The sequence below is a fragment of the Bradyrhizobium sp. CB1717 genome (assembly GCF_029714325.1).
In the GTDB taxonomy this organism is placed as follows: Bacteria; Pseudomonadota; Alphaproteobacteria; order Rhizobiales; family Xanthobacteraceae; genus Bradyrhizobium.
Genome location: NZ_CP121666.1, coordinates 6,719,984 through 6,737,887 on the forward strand (window position 1 = coordinate 6,719,984; position 17,904 = coordinate 6,737,887).

Here is a 17,904-nt window from a genome sequence, read left to right on the forward strand (position 1 = left end):
TCGCCGCATGACCTCCGTGACTGACGACCTGCCGCTGGCGGCGGATTTTCCCAAGGCCACCGTCGAAGACTGGCGCAAGCTGGTCGACGGCGTGCTGAAGGGCGCGCCGTTCGAGAAGCTGGTCGGCAGGACCTATGACGGAATCAAGATCGATCCGCTCTATCCGCGCGCCAGGGGTGTGGCGCCCGTGGTGGGCCGGCCGGCGGCAGCGCCTTGGCAGATCGTGCAGCGGATCGACCATCCCGACGCGGCGCTCGCGAATGCGCAGGCCTTGCAGGATCTGGAGAACGGCGCCACCGGGCTCGCGCTGGTGTTCGCCGGCGCCAACGGCGCCCATGGTTTCGGCCTGGAACCGACGGCCGATGCGGTCGCAAAGGTCTTGAAGGATGTCCATCTCGATGCCGGCATCGGCATCGAGCTTGAGATTGGTCCGCAATCGCGGATGGCCGCGATCCATGTCGCGGAATATGTGAAGAGCGCTGGTCTCGATCCCGCGGCCTGCAACATCCGCTTCGGCCTCGACCCGCTCGCGGCCGGCGCGGTGTGGGGCCACAGCCCTTATACGTGGGAGGAGATCGTTCCCGCCGTCACCGGTGCCGTCAAGGGCTTCGCCGGGCTCGGCTTCAAGGGGCCATTCGCATCCGCCGACGGACGCGTGATCCACGATGCCGGCGGATCGGAAGTGCAGGAGCTCGCTTTCGTGCTCGCCTGCGGGGTTGCTTATCTGCGCGCGATCGAAGCTGCCGGTGTCCCGCTCGAGCAGGCGCAGGGCATGATCTATGCGCGGCTTGCCGCGGATGCCGACCAGTTCCTGACCATGGCAAAATTCCGCGCGCTGCGGCTGTTGTGGGCGCGCATCGAGACCGCGTGCGGGCTGACGCCAAAGCCGCTGTTCATTGCCACGGATACGGCCTGGCGCATGCTGACGCAGCGCGACCCCTACGTGAACATGCTGCGCGCGACCATGGCGACGTTCGCGGCGGGACTCGCCGGCGCCAATGCGATCACCGTGCTGCCGCACACGCTGGCACTCGGGCTGCCCGATCCGTTCGCGCGCCGCGTTGCGCGCAACACGCAACTCCTGCTGCTGGAGGAGAGCAATCTCGCCAAGGTCAGCGATCCCGCGGCCGGCGCCGGCGGCATCGAGACGCTGACGGCGCAGCTGTGCGAAGCGGCCTGGGCGCTGTTCCAGGAGAGCGAAAAAGCCGGCGGCGCCTTCGCCGCGCTCCAGCAGGGCCTGTTCCAGAGCAAGGTCGCGGCCGCACGAAAGGCGCGCGATGCCAACATCGCCAAGCGCCGCGACGTTCTGACCGGCGCCAGCGAGTTTCCGAACTTGCAGGAGAGCGAAACCGCGGTGCTGAAGGCAACGCCTGTTACGCTCGCGCCTTACGGGGAACAGAAATACAAGTTCGATGCGCTGCCGCCGATCCGGCTGGCGGCGCCGTTCGAGGCGCTGCGCGACAAATCCGATGCAGCGCTGAAGGCGCAGGGGGCGCGGCCAAAGGTGTTTTTGGCTAATCTCGGCACGCCCGCCGATTTCACGGCGCGCGCGACCTTTGCGAAAAGCTTCTTCGAGGCCGGCGGCATCCAATCCGTCGAGAGCGAGGGTTTTGCCGATCCGGCCAAGCTGGCCGCCGCCTTCAAGGCCTCCGGCGCTGCGCTTGCCTGCCTTTGTTCCAGCGACAAGGTCTATGCGGAACACGCCGAAGCTGCGGCGAAGGCCCTGCAATCGGCCGGCGGGCGACATATCTATCTGGCAGGCCGCCCGACTGATGCCGAGGCGGGCTTACGGGCCGCCGGCGTCACGGGTTTTGTCTTCGCCGGGGGTGATGCGGTTGCAACGCTGCAAGACGCCTATCGACGGATGGAAATGGCATGACCGAGACCAGCAAACCCGTTCTCACCGGTGGTTGCCAATGCGGCGCGGTGCGCTTTGCGCTGACGGCGTCGCCGAACAAGATTTCGATCTGCCACTGCCGGATGTGCCAGAAGGCCAGCGGCGCGCCCTTTGCCTCCTTCGCCGACATCGAGAAGACGGACTTTGCCTGGACCAAAGGCACGCCATCGGCGTTCCAATCCTCGTCGATCGCGATGCGCGATTTCTGCGCCGCCTGCGGCACGCCCCTGAGCTTCCGCCGCATCGATGGCCCGCGCATCGAGATCATGACCGGCGCCTTCGACCGGCCGGACCACGTGGTGCCGACACGGCAATATGGCACCGAATCCCGCCTCGGCTGGGTGGTCGGCATCGCCAACCTGCCGAGCCAGACCACGCAGCAGAATTACGGACCGGAGAAGATGGCGACCATCGTCAGCCATCAGCATCCGGATCATGATTGAGCGCCTATGATATGGTTGAAGCCATGAGCCGCATTCCCAATTTCGCCGATGTCGCCTTCGAGCGTAGCGCCACCGCCGCGCCGTCAGGCAGCGCCGAGCCGTGGCTGACGCCCGAGGGCATTCTGGTGAAGCCCGCCTATAGCGAGGCCGATCTCGCCGGGCTCGATTTCCTCGAGACCTATCCGGGCATCGCGCCCTATCTGCGCGGCCCCTACCCGACCATGTATGTCAACCAGCCCTGGACCGTCAGGCAATATGCCGGCTTCTCCACGGCGGAGGATTCCAACGCGTTCTACCGCCGCAACCTGGCTGCAGGACAGAAAGGCCTCTCGGTCGCCTTCGATCTCGCCACCCATCGCGGCTATGACAGCGACCATCCGCGCGTCGGCGGCGACGTCGGCATGGCCGGCGTGGCCATCGATTCCATCTACGACATGCGCACGCTGTTCGCGGGGATTCCGCTCGACCAGATGAGCGTGTCCATGACCATGAACGGCGCGGTGCTGCCGATCCTCGCGCTCTACGTCGCCGCCGCCGAGGAACAGGGCGTGCCGCCGGAGAAGCTCTCAGGCACCATTCAGAACGACATTCTGAAAGAGTTCATGGTGCGCAACACCTATATCTATCCGCCCGCGCCTTCGATGCGGATCATCTCGGACATCTTCGCCTATACCTCGCAAAAGATGCCGAAATACAATTCGATCTCGATCTCCGGCTATCACATGCAGGAAGCCGGCGCGACGCAGGATCTCGAGCTTGCTTATACGCTCGCCGACGGCGTCGAATATCTTCGCGCCGGTCTCGCCGCGGGCTTAGATGTCGACCGTTTCGCACCGCGGCTGTCGTTCTTCTGGGCGATCGGCATGAACTTCTTCATGGAAGTCGCCAAACTGCGCGCGGCACGGCTGCTCTGGGCGAAGCTGCTGAAGCCGTTCAATCCTAGGGATCCGCGCTCGCTGTCGCTGCGCACGCACAGCCAGACCTCGGGCTGGTCGCTGACCGCGCAGGACGTCTTCAACAACGTGATGCGCACGACCGTGGAGGCGATGGCGGCGACGCAAGGCCACACCCAGTCGCTGCACACCAACGCGCTCGACGAGGCGCTGGCGCTGCCGACCGATTTCTCTGCGCGCATCGCCCGCAACACTCAGCTGTTCCTGCAGCAGGAGAGCGGCACCACCCGCATCATCGATCCCTGGGGCGGCTCGTATTACGTCGAGCGGCTCACGCGCGATCTCGCGGCCAAGGCGTGGGGCCACATCCAGGAGGTCGAGGAGCTCGGCGGCATGGCGAAGGCGATCGAGGCCGGCGTGCCCAAGCTGCGCATCGAGGAGGCCTCGGCCAAGACCCAGGCCCGCATCGATGCCGGCAAGCAGGCGGTGATCGGCGTCAACAAGTACAAGCCGACCGACGAAGTCCCGATCGAGATTTTGAAGGTCGACAACACCAACGTTCGGCGCTTGCAGATCGACAAGCTGACGCGGTTGAAGTCCGAGCGCAGCCAGAAGGACGTCGATGCCGCGCTCGCCGCACTGACGCGGTCGGCCGGCGAAGGCAACGGCAATTTGCTCGCGCTCGCCATCGACGCAGCGCGCGCCAAGGCAACCGTCGGCGAAATCTCTGACGCAATGGAGAAAGTGTTCGGCCGCCACCGCGCCGAGATCAAATCCATCACCGGCGTCTACAAGCGGGAGGCGTCCAGCATGGGCAACCAGGTCGAGAAGGTTCAGGCGCTGATCGACGCCTTCGAGGAGGCCGAGGGCCGCCGCCCCCGCATCCTGGTCGCCAAGATCGGCCAGGACGGCCACGACCGCGGCCAGAAGGTGATCGCCTCGGCGTTTGCCGATATCGGCTTCGACGTCGACATCGGGCCGCTGTTCGCAACCGCCGACGAGGCCGCGCGCCAGGCGGTCGAGAACGACGTGCACATCCTCGGCGTCTCCTCGCTGGCCGCCGCCCACCTCACAGCCGTGCCCGAATTGAAGGCCGCGCTGAAGAAGCAGGGCCGCGACGACATCATGATCATCGTCGGCGGCGTGGTGCCGCCGCAGGATTACGATGCGCTCTATGCGGCCGGCGCCGAAGCGATCTTCCCGCCGGGCACGGTGATCGCGGATGCAGCCGAGGAGCTGATCCGCAAGCTGAATGCCCGGCTCGGCCATAGCGAGGCGGCGGAGTAAATGCTAGACTGGCCGCGTAACTGGCCAGATTGTATCATGACACGTGACGAGATCGTCGCTGCGATACGCAAGAACGCCGATGCCATCAAAGGCAAGGGCGTGTCAAAGCTTGCCGTATTGGGTTTGCGCGCCAATGAGGATTACCGCCCGGACGATGACATCGACGTCCTTGTCGAGGTCGAACCGGAGACATCTTTCTCGCTGCTCAACCTGATCGATGTCGAGCAGATCATCGAGGATGCGACTGGCTTGCAGACGCAGGCGACCGTCCGGCACTCCATTTCACCTCGCTTTGTGGAGCGCATTGCGGGCGACATTTTCGAAATATTCTGACGCCCACGCAGGAACACTTCCCTTGAAATTCATCACCAGCTTGAGCGTTGCGATGGCGCTTATCGCAACGTGCGCAACAACGGCTTTCGCAGCCGACCCCAAGCCCGACGCCGTCGTCAAGACCAAGAGCATCGAGGCGCGAATCTTCCTTGACGAGAAGATCAAGGCGGATGCGGCGCTGGCCGCGGATTGCCTGACCGAGGGCAAGAAGTGGCTCGACAAGAACGCAGCGGAAGCCGCCGCCGCGCGCAAGCAGGACCCGCAATTCTTCAAGGACGGCGGCTGGGATTTCGAGCGCAAATACAGCATTCGTTCCGTCGTGGCCGACCGCTATGTCAGCGTCTTGCGCAACGACTACATGGACACCCACGGCGCCCACCCCAATTCGGACGTGAACACGATCCTGTGGGACAAGACGGTGAACAAGCGCATCTCGATCCGCCCGTTCTTCACCGAGACCGCCGATGGCGGTCCCACCATGAAGGCGCTGGTCAAGGCCGTGATCGCCTCGCTCAAGGCAGAGAAGAAGAAGCGCGATACCAGCGAGACCGCGACGGAGGAGTGGTTCAAGGGCGTCGAGCCGACCCTGCTCAAGATCGGTGCGGTGACGCTCGCCCCGTCAACCGAAGCAGGCAAGAGCTCCGGGCTCACCTTCCACTATCCGCCTTACGCGGTCGGCCCCTACGCCGAGGGCGAATATGTCGCGTTCGTGCCGTGGGAGACGCTGAAGCCTTACCTCACCGCGGAAGGCGCGCGCCTCTTCGGCGGCGCGCGACCCAAAGGTGACGCGGAGGCGCAGTGAACGGGCGCTAATCGTGTTGCGGGCGGACCCGAGCCAGTGTCCGCGCGAGTGAATTCGTCCAATCAGGGATCCAGGAGGCAAACAGGGCCTGCCAGCGATCGGCGTCCGTAGGTTCGGTATCGAGGGCGACCGACCATTCGATGAGGGTGCGGTCGCCCTCGATGATCGGGCGCAGATGCATCGTGCCCTGGTAGCGCGTCGGCGCCGCGCTCCGACTCCCGTCGTCTTGCGGATACGGCAGCGCTTCCAGACCGGCATAGGTCAGGATGTGCTGCCGGTCCGAGTGTTCGACCAGGCGCTGGCGAATCCAGTTTCCAAGATAACAGAAGCGTCTGATGGCGCCGACTTCATCGCCGCGCTTGTCGTCTTCGATCACGCTCTCGCTCACCCCGTCGATATAAGCGGGATAGTTGTTGAAATCGCGGATCAGCGACCAGACGGTGTCCAGTGGATGGTCCAGCACGGCGCTGTAATAGGCTTGGGTCATCGGAGGTTGCCCTTGGTTCGGTGATGCGCCCATTGATCGCGATCCGCGCGGGTAAACCCACCCGATTTCCGACTGCTCAGCCGGCGGGCATCCGGGTTTCGCACAGCACATTGGTCTCACTGGTAGCGCTACCTTGCAGCCTCGCTGCAAAGCCGACTAGAATGCCGCCATTGACAAGAGCGCCCGGTGTTACGGGCGCCGCTGGGAGGCATTCATGTCCAAGATTTCGCGCCGCACGTTTGCGGCTTCGACCGCCGCCGTTGCGGCATCCGCCGCATTCGGCTTCAAGCCCGCACTCGCGCAAGCCTATCCGGCCCGGCCGGTCACCGTGATCGTGCCCTGGGGCGCGGGCGGCGGTACCGATGCGACGGCGCGCATTGTCGCAGCTCTGCTGGAAAAGGACCTCGGCCAGCCCTTCAACGTGGTCAACCGCACCGGCGGCTCCGGCGTGGTCGGCCACAGCGCGATCGCGACCGCGCAGCCCGACGGCTACACCATCGGCATGCTCACCGTCGAAATCTCGATGATGCATTGGCAGGGCCTCACCGAGCTGACGCCGAAGAGCTACACGCCGCTGGCGCTGATGAATGAGGATCCGCCCGGCATCCAGGTCTCCTCCTCCTCGCCCTACAAGACGGTGAAGGAGCTCGCGGAGGCGATCAAGGCGGCGCCTCCCGGCAAGTTCAAGGCTTCGGGCACCGGTCAGGGCGGCATCTGGCACCTGGCGCTGGTCGGCTGGATGCAGGCCATGGGCCTGCCCGCCAACCAGGTCGCCTGGGTGCCCTCGAACGGCGCGGCTCCTGCGATGCAGGATCTCGCCGCCGGCGGCCTCGACCTCACCACCTGCTCGGTGCCGGAAGCGCGCGCCATCATCGAGGCCGGCAAGGCCAGGAGCCTCGCCATCATGGCGCCCGCGCGCAACCCGATCTTCAAGGACGTGCCGACGCTGAAGGAGGCGATGGGCATCGACTACGCCACCGGGGCCTGGCGCGGCATCGGCGCGCCGAAGAACCTGCCGCCGGAGATCGCCACCAAGCTCACCGCGGCGCTGAAAAAGGTCTACGACTCCGCCGAGTTCAAGGACTTCATGAGCAATCGCGGCTTCGGCACCGTGTGGGGCGATGCGGCCCATTTCGCCGGCTTCATGGACAAGGGCGATGCCCAGATGGGCGAGGCGATGAAGGCGGCCGGCCTGAGCAAGGCGTGATTGTTCACCTTTCCCCGCCTGCGGGGAGAGGTCGGATCGCATCGCAGATGCGATCCGGGTGAGGGGGAGTCTCCACGAGTTCAGCTCTCACCGTTCGCGCGGAAAGTCCCCTCACCCCACCCCTCTCCCCGTAAGAACGGGGGGAGGGAGAAGAAAGCCCACAGGACCCTCGCCATGCGTCTTCCCGACTCCGTCACGGGATCGTTTCTCGTCGTGCTCGGCGCGGCTGCCGCCTATGGCGGCTACATCCTGCCGCCGGTGCCGGGGCAGCCGGTCGGCCCCAACGTGTTTCCGCTGGTGATCGGCACGGGCCTCGCGCTGTGCGGGCTCGCGATCGTGTTCGGCATCGGCCATTCCTTCGAAGAGGAGGAAGAGCTCATCCCGTTCGAGGACGGCCAGGCAGCTGCCCCGCCGCCGCAAGGAAAACTCCAGGGCAAGCTCTACGGCCTGCGCGCCTTGCTGCCGCCGGCGCTGCTGCTGTTCTACGTCTTTGCCGCCGACCGGCTCGGCTTCATCATCACCGCGGCGATCATGGTCTACGTCACCTCGACCGCGCTCGGCGCCAAGTGGAAGCTGGCGCTGCCGCTCGCCGCGCTGTCGCCCTTCGCCATCCACCTCATCTTCGGCAAGCTATTGCGCGTGCCGCTGCCCGCCGGCCTGTTGCCGACGCCCTGGTAATCCCATGCTCAAGACCCTGATTGATGCCTTCGCGCTGATCTCCACCTGGGAGGTCATCATCGCGATGTTCGCAGCCTCCGTGTACGGCCTCGTCATCGGCTCGCTGCCGGGCCTGTCGGCGACGATGGCGACCGCCCTGCTCGTCCCCGTCACCTTCTACCTGTCGCCGATCGCGGCGATCGCGACCATCGTGGCGGCGTCTTCGATGGCGATCTTCTCCGGCGACATTCCCGGCGCGCTGTTGCGCATTCCCGGCACGCCAGCCTCCGCGGCCTATGCGGATGAGGCCTATGCCATGACCCGCAAGGGCCAGGCCGAGCTTGCGCTCGGTGCCGGCGTCTGGTTCTCCGCGGTCGGCGGCATCGCCGGCGTACTGTCGCTGATGATCCTGGCGCCGCCGCTCGCCGAGATCGCGCTGTCGTTCTCGACCTTCGAATATTTCTGGCTGGCGCTGCTCGGCCTGATGTGCGCCACGCTGGTGGCGCGCTCCTCGCCGGTGAAGGCGATCGCCGGCATGTTCATCGGCCTGCTCGTCTCCTGCATCGGCATCGAGAATCCCGGCGGCATCCCGCGCTTCACATTTGGCATTACGGACCTGTTCGGCGGCATCGAGCCGATCCCGGCCCTCGTCGGCGTGTTCGCGGTGGCGCAGGTGATGCGCGCGATGCTGACGCCGGAACCACCGCCGCTGCCGCGCCGAAAATTCGGAAGCATCATGGCCGGCCAGTGGTTGCTGACGAAGAAGTATCACTGGCAGATGACGCGCGGGAACATCGTCGGCATCATCATCGGCGTGCTGCCCGGCGCCGGCGCCGACATGGCGGCCTGGGTCTCCTACGCGATGTCGAAGCGCTTCTCCAAGGAGAAGGAAAAGTTCGGCACCGGCCATGTCGAGGGCCTGGTCGAGGCCGGCGCCAGCAACAATGCCAGCATCGCCTCCGGCTGGGTACCCTCGCTGCTGTTCGGCATCCCCGGCGACACCATCGCCGCGATCGCGATCGGCGTGCTCTACATGAAGGGCCTCAATCCGGGCCCGACGCTGTTCACCGAGAAGGCGTCGAGCATGTACGCGATCTACCTCATGTTCATCATCGCGAACATCCTGATGATCCCGCTCGGCATCGCGATGATCCGCGTCGCCGCCTACATCCTGCTGGCGCCGCGCTCGACCGTGATGCCGATCATCATGCTGTGCTGCGCGGTCGGCTCGTTCGCGATCGGCAACAACATGTTCGGCGTCGTCACGGTCGCCGCCTTCGGGGTGATCGGCTACGTCATGGAGGCGAACGGCTATCCCGTCGCCGCGATGGTGCTCGGCATCGTCATGGGCACCATGGTCGAGCAGGCCTTCGTGACCTCGCTGATCAAGTCCGACGGCAGCATCCTGCCGTTCTTCGAGCGCCCGGTCGCCGCCATCCTCGCCGCCATGGCGATCGGCGCCCTGCTCTGGCCGGTGATGGTGTGGGTGTGGCGGAAGGTGAAACCGATGCAGACGGCCGCGGCGACATCCCGGTGATATCGGGCGGGCGGCCCTCGCCTGCCTCCCCTCGGCGTTGTAAAGCAGGGCATGACTGAGAAGAAGGCCTCGCTCGACATCAAAACCCTCGCCCGCGACCTGCGCGCCGGCAGCCGCGCGGCGCTCGCGCGGGCCATCACGCTGGTGGAGAGCCGGCGCGCCGACCATCAGGCGCTGGCGCGGGAGCTGGTGCAGAAGCTTCTGCCGGACACCGGCAAGGCGTTTCGCGTCGGCATCACCGGCTCGCCCGGCGTCGGCAAATCCACCACCATCGATGCGCTCGGGACCTATCTGATCGAACAGGGCCACAAGGTCGCGGTGCTCGCGGTCGATCCGTCCTCGGCGCGCAGCGGTGGCTCGATCCTCGGCGACAAGACACGGATGGCGCGCCTCGCGGCCTCCGCCGACGCCTTCATTCGCCCCTCGCCGTCCTCGGGCACGCTCGGCGGCGTCGCCGCCAAGACGCGCGAGGCGATGCTCTTGTGCGAGGCGGCCGGCTTCGGCGTCGTGCTGGTCGAGACCGTCGGCATCGGCCAGTCCGAGACCGCGGTCTGCGACATGACCGATTTCTTCCTCGCACTCATGCTGCCGGGCGGTGGCGACGAGCTGCAGGGCATCAAAAAGGGCCTGGTCGAGCTCGCCGACATGATCGCGATCAACAAGGCCGACGGCGACAACCTCAAGCGCGCCAAGATCACCGCTGCCGATTATCGCGGCGCGCTGCATATCTTGGCGCCGCGATCCGAGCATTGGCATCCGCCGGTCGAGACCTATTCGGCCCTGACCGGCGACGGTATCGCAAAGATCTGGCAGAAGGTTCTGGATCACCGCAAGGCGATGAATGCGTCCGGCGATTTCGCCGCGCGGCGGCGCGAGCAGCAGGTGAAGTGGATGTGGTCGATGCTGGAGCAGCGCATGCTGGCGCGGCTGCGCAGCGAGGCCTCGGTGCGGACCAAGGTTCGCAAGATCGAGGCCGAAGTCGCCGAAGGCCATCTCACGCCGGGGCTCGCCGCCGAGCAGATCCTGGAGTTGCTGCAATGAGCGACAAGCTCCGCATTCTCCTCACCGGGTTCGGACCGTTTCCCGGCGCCTCCTATAATCCGACCCAGCCGCTGGTGGCACGGCTGACGCAACTGCGCCGGCCGGCGCTCGATAATGTCGCGATCGCCAGCCACATCTTCCCCGTCACCTATGCTGCGGTCGACCGGCAATTGCCCGAGGTGCTCGCCGCGCAAATGCCCGACGCGCTCCTGATGTTCGGTCTCGCCGCCCGCACGCCGTACCTGCGCATCGAGACCCGGGCGCGCAACGCGGTCACCATGCTCTGGCCCGATGCCGCCAACACCCGCTCCAGCAAGCGCGGCATCGCCGGCCATTCCGACGCGATGATGTTCGGCCCGCACACGGCACGGCTGCTGCGCGCCGCGCGCCTCACCGGCATCGACGCGCGCGCCTCGCGCGATGCCGGCGCCTATCTCTGCAACTATCTGAGCTGGCGCGCGATCGAGAACGTCAGGGCGGGCGGACCGAAGCTTGCGGCGTTCATCCATATTCCCCTGCTGGCACGCAGCGGCGCGGTGCGGCGCAAGGGTGCGCCGCGCATCACGCTGGACGAGCTGGTGGATGCGGGGGAAGCGATGCTGATGGAGATGGTGGGATTGGCAAGGAAGGCGCGGAACACGCCGGTTTCGTAGGGTGGCAAAGGCGCGTAGCGCCGTGCCCACCATGCTTCCGCATCGATGGTGAAAATGGTGGGCACGCTGCGCTTTGCCCACCCTACGGCTGCGTAAACATTTAACCCTACCGCGAACAATCCCCACGGCCCCGGCCGCCCTGCGCTACCTAACCGCTGCGGACCCCCGCGTCCGCCGGAGGACGCATCATGGACCTCAATCGCCGTCACCTCATCGGGGCTTCGACCGCTGGCATCGCCGGCGCGCTGGCCATGCCGGCCGACGCCGCACGCGCAGCGCCGCTGACGTCGCTGCTCGGCCGCGATGCCACCCAATATGGCGTGCGGCCCGGCAGCAGCGAGGACCAGACCCGCCCGCTGCAGCGCGCGATCGACGAGGCCGCGCGGGCGCAAATTCCGCTTGCCTTGCCTCCCGGCGTCTACCGCAGCGGATTGCTGCGGCTGCCGAATGGCGCGCAACTGATCGGCGTGCGCGGCGCGACCAAACTCGTCTTCACCGGCGGCGCCTCGGCGATCCAGAGCGACGGCTCCGATGCGATCGGCCTCACCGGCATCACCTTCGACGGCGCCGGCATTCCGCTGCCGACGCGACGCGGCCTAATCCATGCGCTCGGCGGGCGCGATGTGCGCATCGCCGATTGCGAGATCACGAACTCGGGCGGCAGCGGCATCTGGCTCGAGCAGGTCGCCGGCGACATCTCCGGCAACATCTTCACAAATATTGCGGTGACCGCGGTGGTCTCCTTCGACGCCAGGGGCCTCAGCGTCTCGCGCAACACGATTCTCGACACCAATGACAACGGCATCGAGATCCTGCGTACCTCGATCGGCGACGACGGCACGCTGGTGGCCGACAACCGCATCGAGAACATCAAGGCCGGGCCCGGCGGCTCCGGGCAGTACGGCAATGCCATCAACGCCTTCCGCGCCGGCAATGTGATCGTGCGCGGCAACCGCATCAGGAACTGCGACTATTCCGCGGTGCGCGGCAATTCGGCCTCCAACATCCACATATCAGGCAACAGCGTCAGCAACGTGCGCGAGGTCGCGCTGTATTCCGAGTTCGCGTTCGAGGCCGCCGTGATCGCCAACAACACAGTCGACGGCGCCGCGGTCGGCGTCTCCGTCTGCAATTTCAACGAGGGCGGCCGCATCGCGGTGGTCCAGGGCAACATCATCCGCAATCTGATCCCGAAGCGCCCCATCGGCACCGCGCCGGATGACGATGCCGGCGTCGGCATCTACATCGAGGCTGATACCTCGGTGACCGGCAACGTGATCGAGAACGCGCCGTCCTACGGCATCGTCGCCGGCTGGGGCAAATATCTGCGCGACGTCGCGATCACGGGCAATGTGATCCGCAAGGCGCTGGCCGGCGTCGGCGTCTCCGTGGTGCCCGGCGCCGGCACCGCGCTCGTCAACAACAACATGATCTCGGAAACCCCGCGCGGCGCCGTGGTCGGCCTCGACCACGCGCGCGCGGTGACGGCGGACCTGTCGGCCGACGGCGCCCAGCGGTTTGCGCAGGTGGTGATCGGCGGGAACGCGGTGCGGCGGTAGGTGCGCCGCCACAGCCGGGCCGTTCATCCTTCGAGGCTCTCCAAGGGACGCGCTGCGTCCCATGCCTCGCGCCTCAGGATGACGGAATAGCCTGAGGTTGTTTCACAAAAACTTGACAACCAAAACGCTGCCGTCATCCTGAGGTGCGAGCCGTACGGTGCGCAGCGCCGTACGGGGAGCCTCGAAGGATGATGTTGTGGGCGTCTATGTCTACATGCTGAGATGCGCGGACGGCTCTTTCTACATTGGCAGCGCCACCGGCGAGGACACGTCCAAGCGGGTCGACGAGCATAATGCCGGTGCTTATCCTGGATATACCTATTCGAGGCGCCCCGTCGTCCTGGTTTGGTCCGAGTACTTCGATCGCATCACGGACGGCATCGCTGCCGAGCGGCAGCTCAAGGGCTGGAGTCGTGCCAAGAAGGAAGCGCTTATTCGTTCGGACTGGAAGTCGGTAAGCCAGCTTGCGCGACGGCGCGCGGGACAGCCCAAGCCGAACAAATAGCGCGGCGCGGCCACAGCCGGGCCGTTCATCCTTCGAGGCTTGCCGTAGGACGCGTTGCGTCCCATGGCTCGCGCCTCAGGATGACGGGGTGGGAGAAGGCGCGGCCGCCATCGAGTGATCCGCTAGAACGCGTTCCTGAGCAGCGGGTACTTCGCCTCGATGCCGTCGAGGCTGAGGGTGAATTCGACGACGCGCTCGGGGGCTGCGACGATTTCGGCGGCCGGCGGAGCGAACTGTGGCAGGAGGGTTGCCATTGCAGCAGGCGTCGCGACCGGCGGCTTCACCGCGGGCGCTGTGGGTGACGCCATTGCGGCAGGCGCGGCAACCGGTGGCCACACCGCAGGCGTGGTGCGCGGGGCCATCGCAGCGGGCAGAGCCACCGGCGGCCTCACAACGGGTGCGGTTGACGCCGCCCTCGCAGCGGGAGCCCTGAGCGGCGACAGCGCGGCAGGCGCGGTGAACGAGGCTATCGCCACGGGCGCAGCCAGCGGCACAAGCGGGGCTTCGGGGACTTCGGCGAGAACATCCGGCTTGGGATCGAGCCTGACCGGCTCGGCGGTCTCGGGGGTGATGTGGACGGTCTTTGGCTGCACGGTCTTGGGCTGCACGGTCTTGGGCTGCACGGTCTGCGCCTGCTGATCGCGCGGAAACACGCGAGGCATCGTCGCCGGCGACCAGCCGAATGCGGAGGTGACGCTCGCGGCTGCCGCAGCGACGTCCCCGCCGGTGGCGATGGCGCGCCAGGTCTGGACGGCGCGCTTGGCTTCCTGGATGTTCTCGAGAAAGGCGAGCTCGGAGTGATAGCGGCGCCAGCGGCCGGTCTCGAACGTCTCGGAGAGATGTTCCAACCGCTGTTCGGCGAGAGTGCACCAGCGCGCCGCAACTTCGCGACTGCAAGCCTCCGCGCGGAAGGGCGCGTAACCAGACTCTTGGCGATGTGTCATGAACCAGCCCGTTGGGAGAAAACACGGACGCGGGGGACGCAACGCACACGAATCAATTTAGACGCGACATGAATATTTTGTGGAAAAGTTTTGACTTGTCCAGCAACGACGCGCCGTCCGTCATGAAAGACCGTAGTCGCGCGGAGAATTGCTGTGATTTCGAGTCAAGCTTCGCACAAGCATGACGGACGTGCGCGGCACTTGATCGACGCTGGCGCTCGGCGCCACCGTGATCGCTCAACCGGAAGCTGATTCCGAATATCGCTTCAAGGAATCGGATGCAAAAAAAGAAAAGACCCGTCCGGGGGGACAACCGGACGGGTCGAGCCATATGGGCGCTTGGGGTGGATGGGCGCTCGCGCCTGATATGACTGATGGGGAGGGATGACCGCTCCCACATAATTTGGTCGTGCTAGCGGGCTGAACGTTCAAATTCGGCGTTTGATTTTTTAGCCTTCGGCGTGCGCGCAAAGTTGTCGCAGAAGCTATCGCGTCGCCGGCCTATCCGCCTGAGAAATCGCGGCTTTATCGCCTGCGCTCGACAGCGAGGGTTGCTCGATCGCGCGGATCCCCGGCTCATCGCGACGCTTGTCGGCATCTTCACGTTTTGTTGTACCGGACGCAGCCGCAACCGGCGTCGCACTGTTGGCGGGAATGGCCATCACCGCGGCAAACGCGTCGGCTTCGCCGTCGCCGAACAGATCATCACGTCCGGGTGAGCCGAGATCGCGCGCGGTCTTCGCAAGCGTCATGCGCAGCGCTTCCGGCTTGAGTGCGTAGTTGCGCTCGAGCAGCAGTGCCGCGACGCCGGAGACATAGGCGGCCGAGAACGAGGTTCCCGACGTCATCTGGTATTTGCCCTCGGGCGCCGGCAGGAAGATGTCGACGCCGGGCGCAGCCAGCGCGATGTAATTGCCGCGGTTGGAGGCCGAGAACAGCTTGTCCTGCTGATCGGTCGCGCTGACCGCGATCACGTTGGGGTTGGCGGCGGGATAGAGCGGGGGCGATTTCGCGCCGGCATTGCCGGCCGCCGCGATCAGCACGAGGCCGCGCGCCGCGGTCGCCGCGATGGCGCGCTCGATCACAGCGTCCTTGGGACCTGCAAAGCTCATATTGACGATCTGCGCGCCGTGTTCTGCGGCATAATTCAGCGAACGCAGGATGATATAGGACGAGCTCTCGGCGCCGCCCGTGGTGCCGCCGAAGGCGCGGATGGCGATGATGCGCGCCTCGGGCGCACTGCCCATCAGCTTGGCATGCGCCACGATGGCGCCCGCAATGCCGGTGCCGTGAACATGCGGGCCCTCGGCGCTGCCGAGCGCGTCGAAATTATCGGAGATGGAATTGGCGAGCTCGGGGTGCTTGGCATCGATCCCGGAGTCGATCACCGCAACCGTCACATTGGCGCCATGCGCCAGCGTGTGCGCCTGCGGCAGGCGAAGCTTTGCCAGCGCGTATTGCGCCGGGTCGCCCTCGACCGGCACGGCGGGTTTCTGGTCCTGGAGCGCGTAGCGGAAGTTCGGCTGAACCGAGCGCACACTGCCATCCGCGGCGAATTCGCGCCGCACCGTCTCGGTGGGCCGGCCATCGGTGATGCGGAACAGGCCGAACGTCGCCCCGATCAGCGGAAAATTCTCGGATGCGACGCGCGCGAGGCCGTGGCGACGCGCGAGCTCGTCGGCCTCCGTCACCGACAGGGCGCCGTCAATCTCGGCGACGAATTCGCCGGCGAAGATGCGCTGGTTCACCGCAACCGGCGTGTTGTTGCCGCGTCCCTTGCTGGCAGCCTTCTTGCCCGATTTTCCGTTGCCCTCGCCGCCCGCATTCGGCTGCGCCAGGCATTCGCCGTCGGCATCGCGATAGGGCGCCGTGCAGCTGGAGTAGAGATTAGGCGAATAGCGCGCATAGGGCAGCACCGGCGTCCCGATCCGCGTCGAAGGGATCCGGGCGGTCGTCGTGATCGGGCCCGGGCCGCGGCCGATGCTCACCGCCCGCGCGGCGATGCTGGGAGAGATCGTGGGCGTGCGCGAGGGAACGCTGATGGTGGGCGTGCGCATGATCGCCTGCGCCTGCGCGACCTCGACGCCGAGGCAGGCGGCGAGCAACAGCGCGGCCCCGACCGACGAGGCGTAGGCCGCGGCTCGCAACTTACTCTCGGACTTGCGCGTCATCGGTTCAGAGGCGCCCTACGGCGCCGCAACGGCGAGGTTGACGAACTTCTCGCGCTGCATCCTGGCGAGCAGCGCGGCGAGCTCGTCCTGGCTCATCGCCTTGTCGAACTGGAGGCGGAACATGCCGCCCTTGGCATCGCCGATGATCGACGCCTGGTAGCTGTCGAGCAATGCCGTGATGTCGGCGACACGCGCCTCGGGCGTGAAGCGCACCAGGGCGCGAGCCGGTGCTGAGGATGCACCGAGTTCGCGCGTGATCGGCGCGCCGGTCGACAGCGAGGCGGTCTGGAAGGTCGCGGTCTGGGTCTTCATCAGCACCGCGCCGATGATGCCAGCCTGCAGCAGCAGCGCGATGGCGCCCAGGCTCGCCGACCAGGCCAGCGTCCGCGGCGACAGGCTCGCGAAGAAGGTCGCAATGCGCGCCGACAGCGGCAGCGAACCGACAGCACGCGCCGGCTCGGCATCGATCGCGGTGAACAGCTTCTGCATCGCGCGCGCCGACGGAGCACCCAGGCTCTCGTTCAGATGGATGGTCTCTTCGTACTCGCCGCGGATCGCGGCATACTGCTTGGCGAGCTCCGGATCGCGCGCCAGCGCGTCCTCGACGCGGCGGGCATCGCGCGCGTTCAGCGTGCCGGCGGCGTGCCAGGGCAGCAGCAGTTCAATTTCACTGGGCTCTTGCTCCAGCATCTTCTTGCTCAAAGCCATCATGGCCAGCCTCGCTCAACGCCGGCTGCCTTTAGCAGTTCGGCCAGTTTCTTGCGCGCATAGAACAAGCGCGTCTTCACAGTGTTCTCCGGGATCCCGACGATTTCGGCGACTTCTTCCACGGACTTCTCGTGGTAGTAGACGAGATCGACGATTTCCCGATGTTCCGGCGAGAGGCCCGTCAGGCACTCCCGTAACGCTGCACTGGTATCCTTTTTCTGCACCACCGTTTCCGGATCATCGGACTGGTCCTCGATCGCGTTCGCGGCGTCTTCGTCCAGTTCAAAATCCTTCCTGCGCCGGAGCGCCGAGAGGGCCTTGAATCGGGTGATTGCCAGCAGCCAGGTAGATACGGCGGATCGGCCTTCGAACTTGCCGGCTTGACGCCAGACGTCGAGAAACACCTCGCTGATGAGGTCTTCCGCCGCCTGCTCGTCCCGCACGAGCCTCAGCCCGAACCTGTAGACCCTGACATGGTGCCGCCCGTACAGCACCTGCATGGCGAGCCGGTCGCCCTGAGCGATCCTGGCGATCAGGACCTCGTCCGAAGCCGCCTGTGTCACGCTCAAAGCTCGTCTCGCAAGGTTGGTCGGGTCGATGTGGCGGAGGGTTCGACGGGCGGTGCAAAATTGTTCAACCTACCGCGATCGTACGGGGACCCGTGTGATCTGCCCCACATACATGCGCTTTTCTTGCCCCACCTGCGGCGGGCGCCCGCCTCAATCCAGATCGGTAACATAATACTGAAACACTTTCCTGCGGATTGCCTGCCCGGCACGG

Annotated in this window: 17 protein-coding genes; 12 read left to right on the top strand and 5 right to left on the bottom strand. The window is 66.0% G+C overall.

Going from position 1 to position 17,904, the window contains the following annotated elements; all coding sequences use genetic code 11:
• Nucleotides 1-7: 7 nt before the first annotated feature.
• From QA649_RS31490 to QA649_RS31510, 5 genes are read left to right on the top strand one after another with little or no spacing between them, the layout of a single operon-like run.
• Nucleotides 8-1,879 carry a methylmalonyl-CoA mutase subunit beta gene (locus QA649_RS31490; RefSeq protein WP_283020610.1) on the top strand — a complete coding sequence of 624 codons (1,872 nt, stop codon included), beginning with the start codon at nt 8-10 and terminating at the stop codon, nt 1,877-1,879.
• On the top strand, nt 1,876-2,340 hold the full coding sequence (locus QA649_RS31495) for a GFA family protein (protein ID WP_018647959.1): 465 nt from the start codon (nt 1,876-1,878) through the stop codon (nt 2,338-2,340). The genes QA649_RS31490 and QA649_RS31495 overlap by 4 nt, the downstream gene beginning before the upstream one ends.
• Before the next feature lie 23 nt (nt 2,341-2,363).
• Nucleotides 2,364-4,520 carry a methylmalonyl-CoA mutase gene (gene scpA / locus QA649_RS31500; RefSeq protein WP_283026147.1) on the top strand — a complete coding sequence of 719 codons (2,157 nt, stop codon included), beginning with the start codon at nt 2,364-2,366 and terminating at the stop codon, nt 4,518-4,520.
• Between the two features lie 36 nt (nt 4,521-4,556).
• Complete coding sequence (locus tag QA649_RS31505) at nt 4,557-4,853, top strand: nucleotidyltransferase domain-containing protein (protein ID WP_212343779.1); 297 nt, start codon at nt 4,557-4,559, stop codon at nt 4,851-4,853.
• 52 nt (nt 4,854-4,905) lie between these two features.
• Nucleotides 4,906-5,655, top strand: coding sequence for an RsiV family protein (locus tag QA649_RS31510; RefSeq protein WP_283026148.1), 750 nt, complete (start codon nt 4,906-4,908; stop codon nt 5,653-5,655).
• A gap of 7 nt (nt 5,656-5,662) precedes the next feature.
• On the opposite strand, the gene QA649_RS31515 is transcribed toward QA649_RS31510, so the two are convergent.
• Nucleotides 5,663-6,142 (bottom strand): SRPBCC family protein, encoded by a 480-nt coding sequence (locus QA649_RS31515; RefSeq protein ID WP_283020611.1) that lies wholly within the window; start codon nt 6,140-6,142, stop codon nt 5,663-5,665.
• Nucleotides 6,143-6,356: 214 nt separating this feature from the next.
• On the opposite strand from QA649_RS31515, the gene QA649_RS31520 reads away from it, so the two are divergent.
• The 7 genes from QA649_RS31520 to QA649_RS31550 all read left to right on the top strand — a co-directional run bounded on the left by QA649_RS31520 (nt 6,357) and on the right by QA649_RS31550 (nt 13,301).
• Nucleotides 6,357-7,349, top strand: a complete 993-nt coding sequence (locus tag QA649_RS31520; protein ID WP_018647964.1) for a tripartite tricarboxylate transporter substrate binding protein — start codon at nt 6,357-6,359, stop codon at nt 7,347-7,349.
• Between the two features lie 174 nt (nt 7,350-7,523).
• Nucleotides 7,524-8,027 (top strand): tripartite tricarboxylate transporter TctB family protein, encoded by a 504-nt coding sequence (locus QA649_RS31525; RefSeq protein WP_283020612.1) that lies wholly within the window; start codon nt 7,524-7,526, stop codon nt 8,025-8,027.
• 4 nt (nt 8,028-8,031) lie between these two features.
• Nucleotides 8,032-9,543, top strand: a complete 1,512-nt coding sequence (locus QA649_RS31530; RefSeq protein WP_283020613.1) for a tripartite tricarboxylate transporter permease — start codon at nt 8,032-8,034, stop codon at nt 9,541-9,543.
• Between the two features lie 51 nt (nt 9,544-9,594).
• Complete coding sequence (gene meaB, locus QA649_RS31535) at nt 9,595-10,584, top strand: methylmalonyl Co-A mutase-associated GTPase MeaB (protein ID WP_283020614.1); 990 nt, start codon at nt 9,595-9,597, stop codon at nt 10,582-10,584.
• Complete coding sequence (locus QA649_RS31540) at nt 10,581-11,237, top strand: pyroglutamyl-peptidase I (RefSeq protein ID WP_283020615.1); 657 nt, start codon at nt 10,581-10,583, stop codon at nt 11,235-11,237. Before meaB ends, QA649_RS31540 begins: the two co-directional genes overlap by 4 nt.
• A 188-nt stretch (nt 11,238-11,425) precedes the next feature.
• Nucleotides 11,426-12,796, top strand: coding sequence for a TIGR03808 family TAT-translocated repetitive protein (locus QA649_RS31545; RefSeq protein WP_283020616.1), 1,371 nt, complete (start codon nt 11,426-11,428; stop codon nt 12,794-12,796).
• 196 nt (nt 12,797-12,992) lie between these two features.
• Nucleotides 12,993-13,301 (top strand): GIY-YIG nuclease family protein, encoded by a 309-nt coding sequence (locus QA649_RS31550; RefSeq protein WP_283020617.1) that lies wholly within the window; start codon nt 12,993-12,995, stop codon nt 13,299-13,301.
• Between the two features lie 122 nt (nt 13,302-13,423).
• Here the strand turns inward: QA649_RS31550 and QA649_RS31555 are convergent, their stop codons facing one another.
• The 4 genes from QA649_RS31555 to QA649_RS31570 all read right to left on the bottom strand — a co-directional run bounded on the left by QA649_RS31555 (nt 13,424) and on the right by QA649_RS31570 (nt 17,693).
• Nucleotides 13,424-14,245: a TIGR03809 family protein gene (locus QA649_RS31555; protein ID WP_283020618.1), complete on the bottom strand. Its 822-nt coding sequence runs from the start codon at nt 14,243-14,245 to the stop codon at nt 13,424-13,426.
• A gap of 485 nt (nt 14,246-14,730) precedes the next feature.
• Complete coding sequence (locus tag QA649_RS31560) at nt 14,731-16,416, bottom strand: S8 family serine peptidase (RefSeq protein ID WP_283020619.1); 1,686 nt, start codon at nt 16,414-16,416, stop codon at nt 14,731-14,733.
• Nucleotides 16,417-16,431: 15 nt separating this feature from the next.
• Nucleotides 16,432-17,127: a hypothetical protein gene (locus tag QA649_RS31565; RefSeq protein ID WP_283020620.1), complete on the bottom strand. Its 696-nt coding sequence runs from the start codon at nt 17,125-17,127 to the stop codon at nt 16,432-16,434.
• Complete coding sequence (locus QA649_RS31570) at nt 17,124-17,693, bottom strand: sigma-70 family RNA polymerase sigma factor (protein ID WP_018647974.1); 570 nt, start codon at nt 17,691-17,693, stop codon at nt 17,124-17,126. The genes QA649_RS31565 and QA649_RS31570 overlap by 4 nt, the downstream gene beginning before the upstream one ends.
• Nucleotides 17,694-17,904 lie beyond the last annotated feature (211 nt).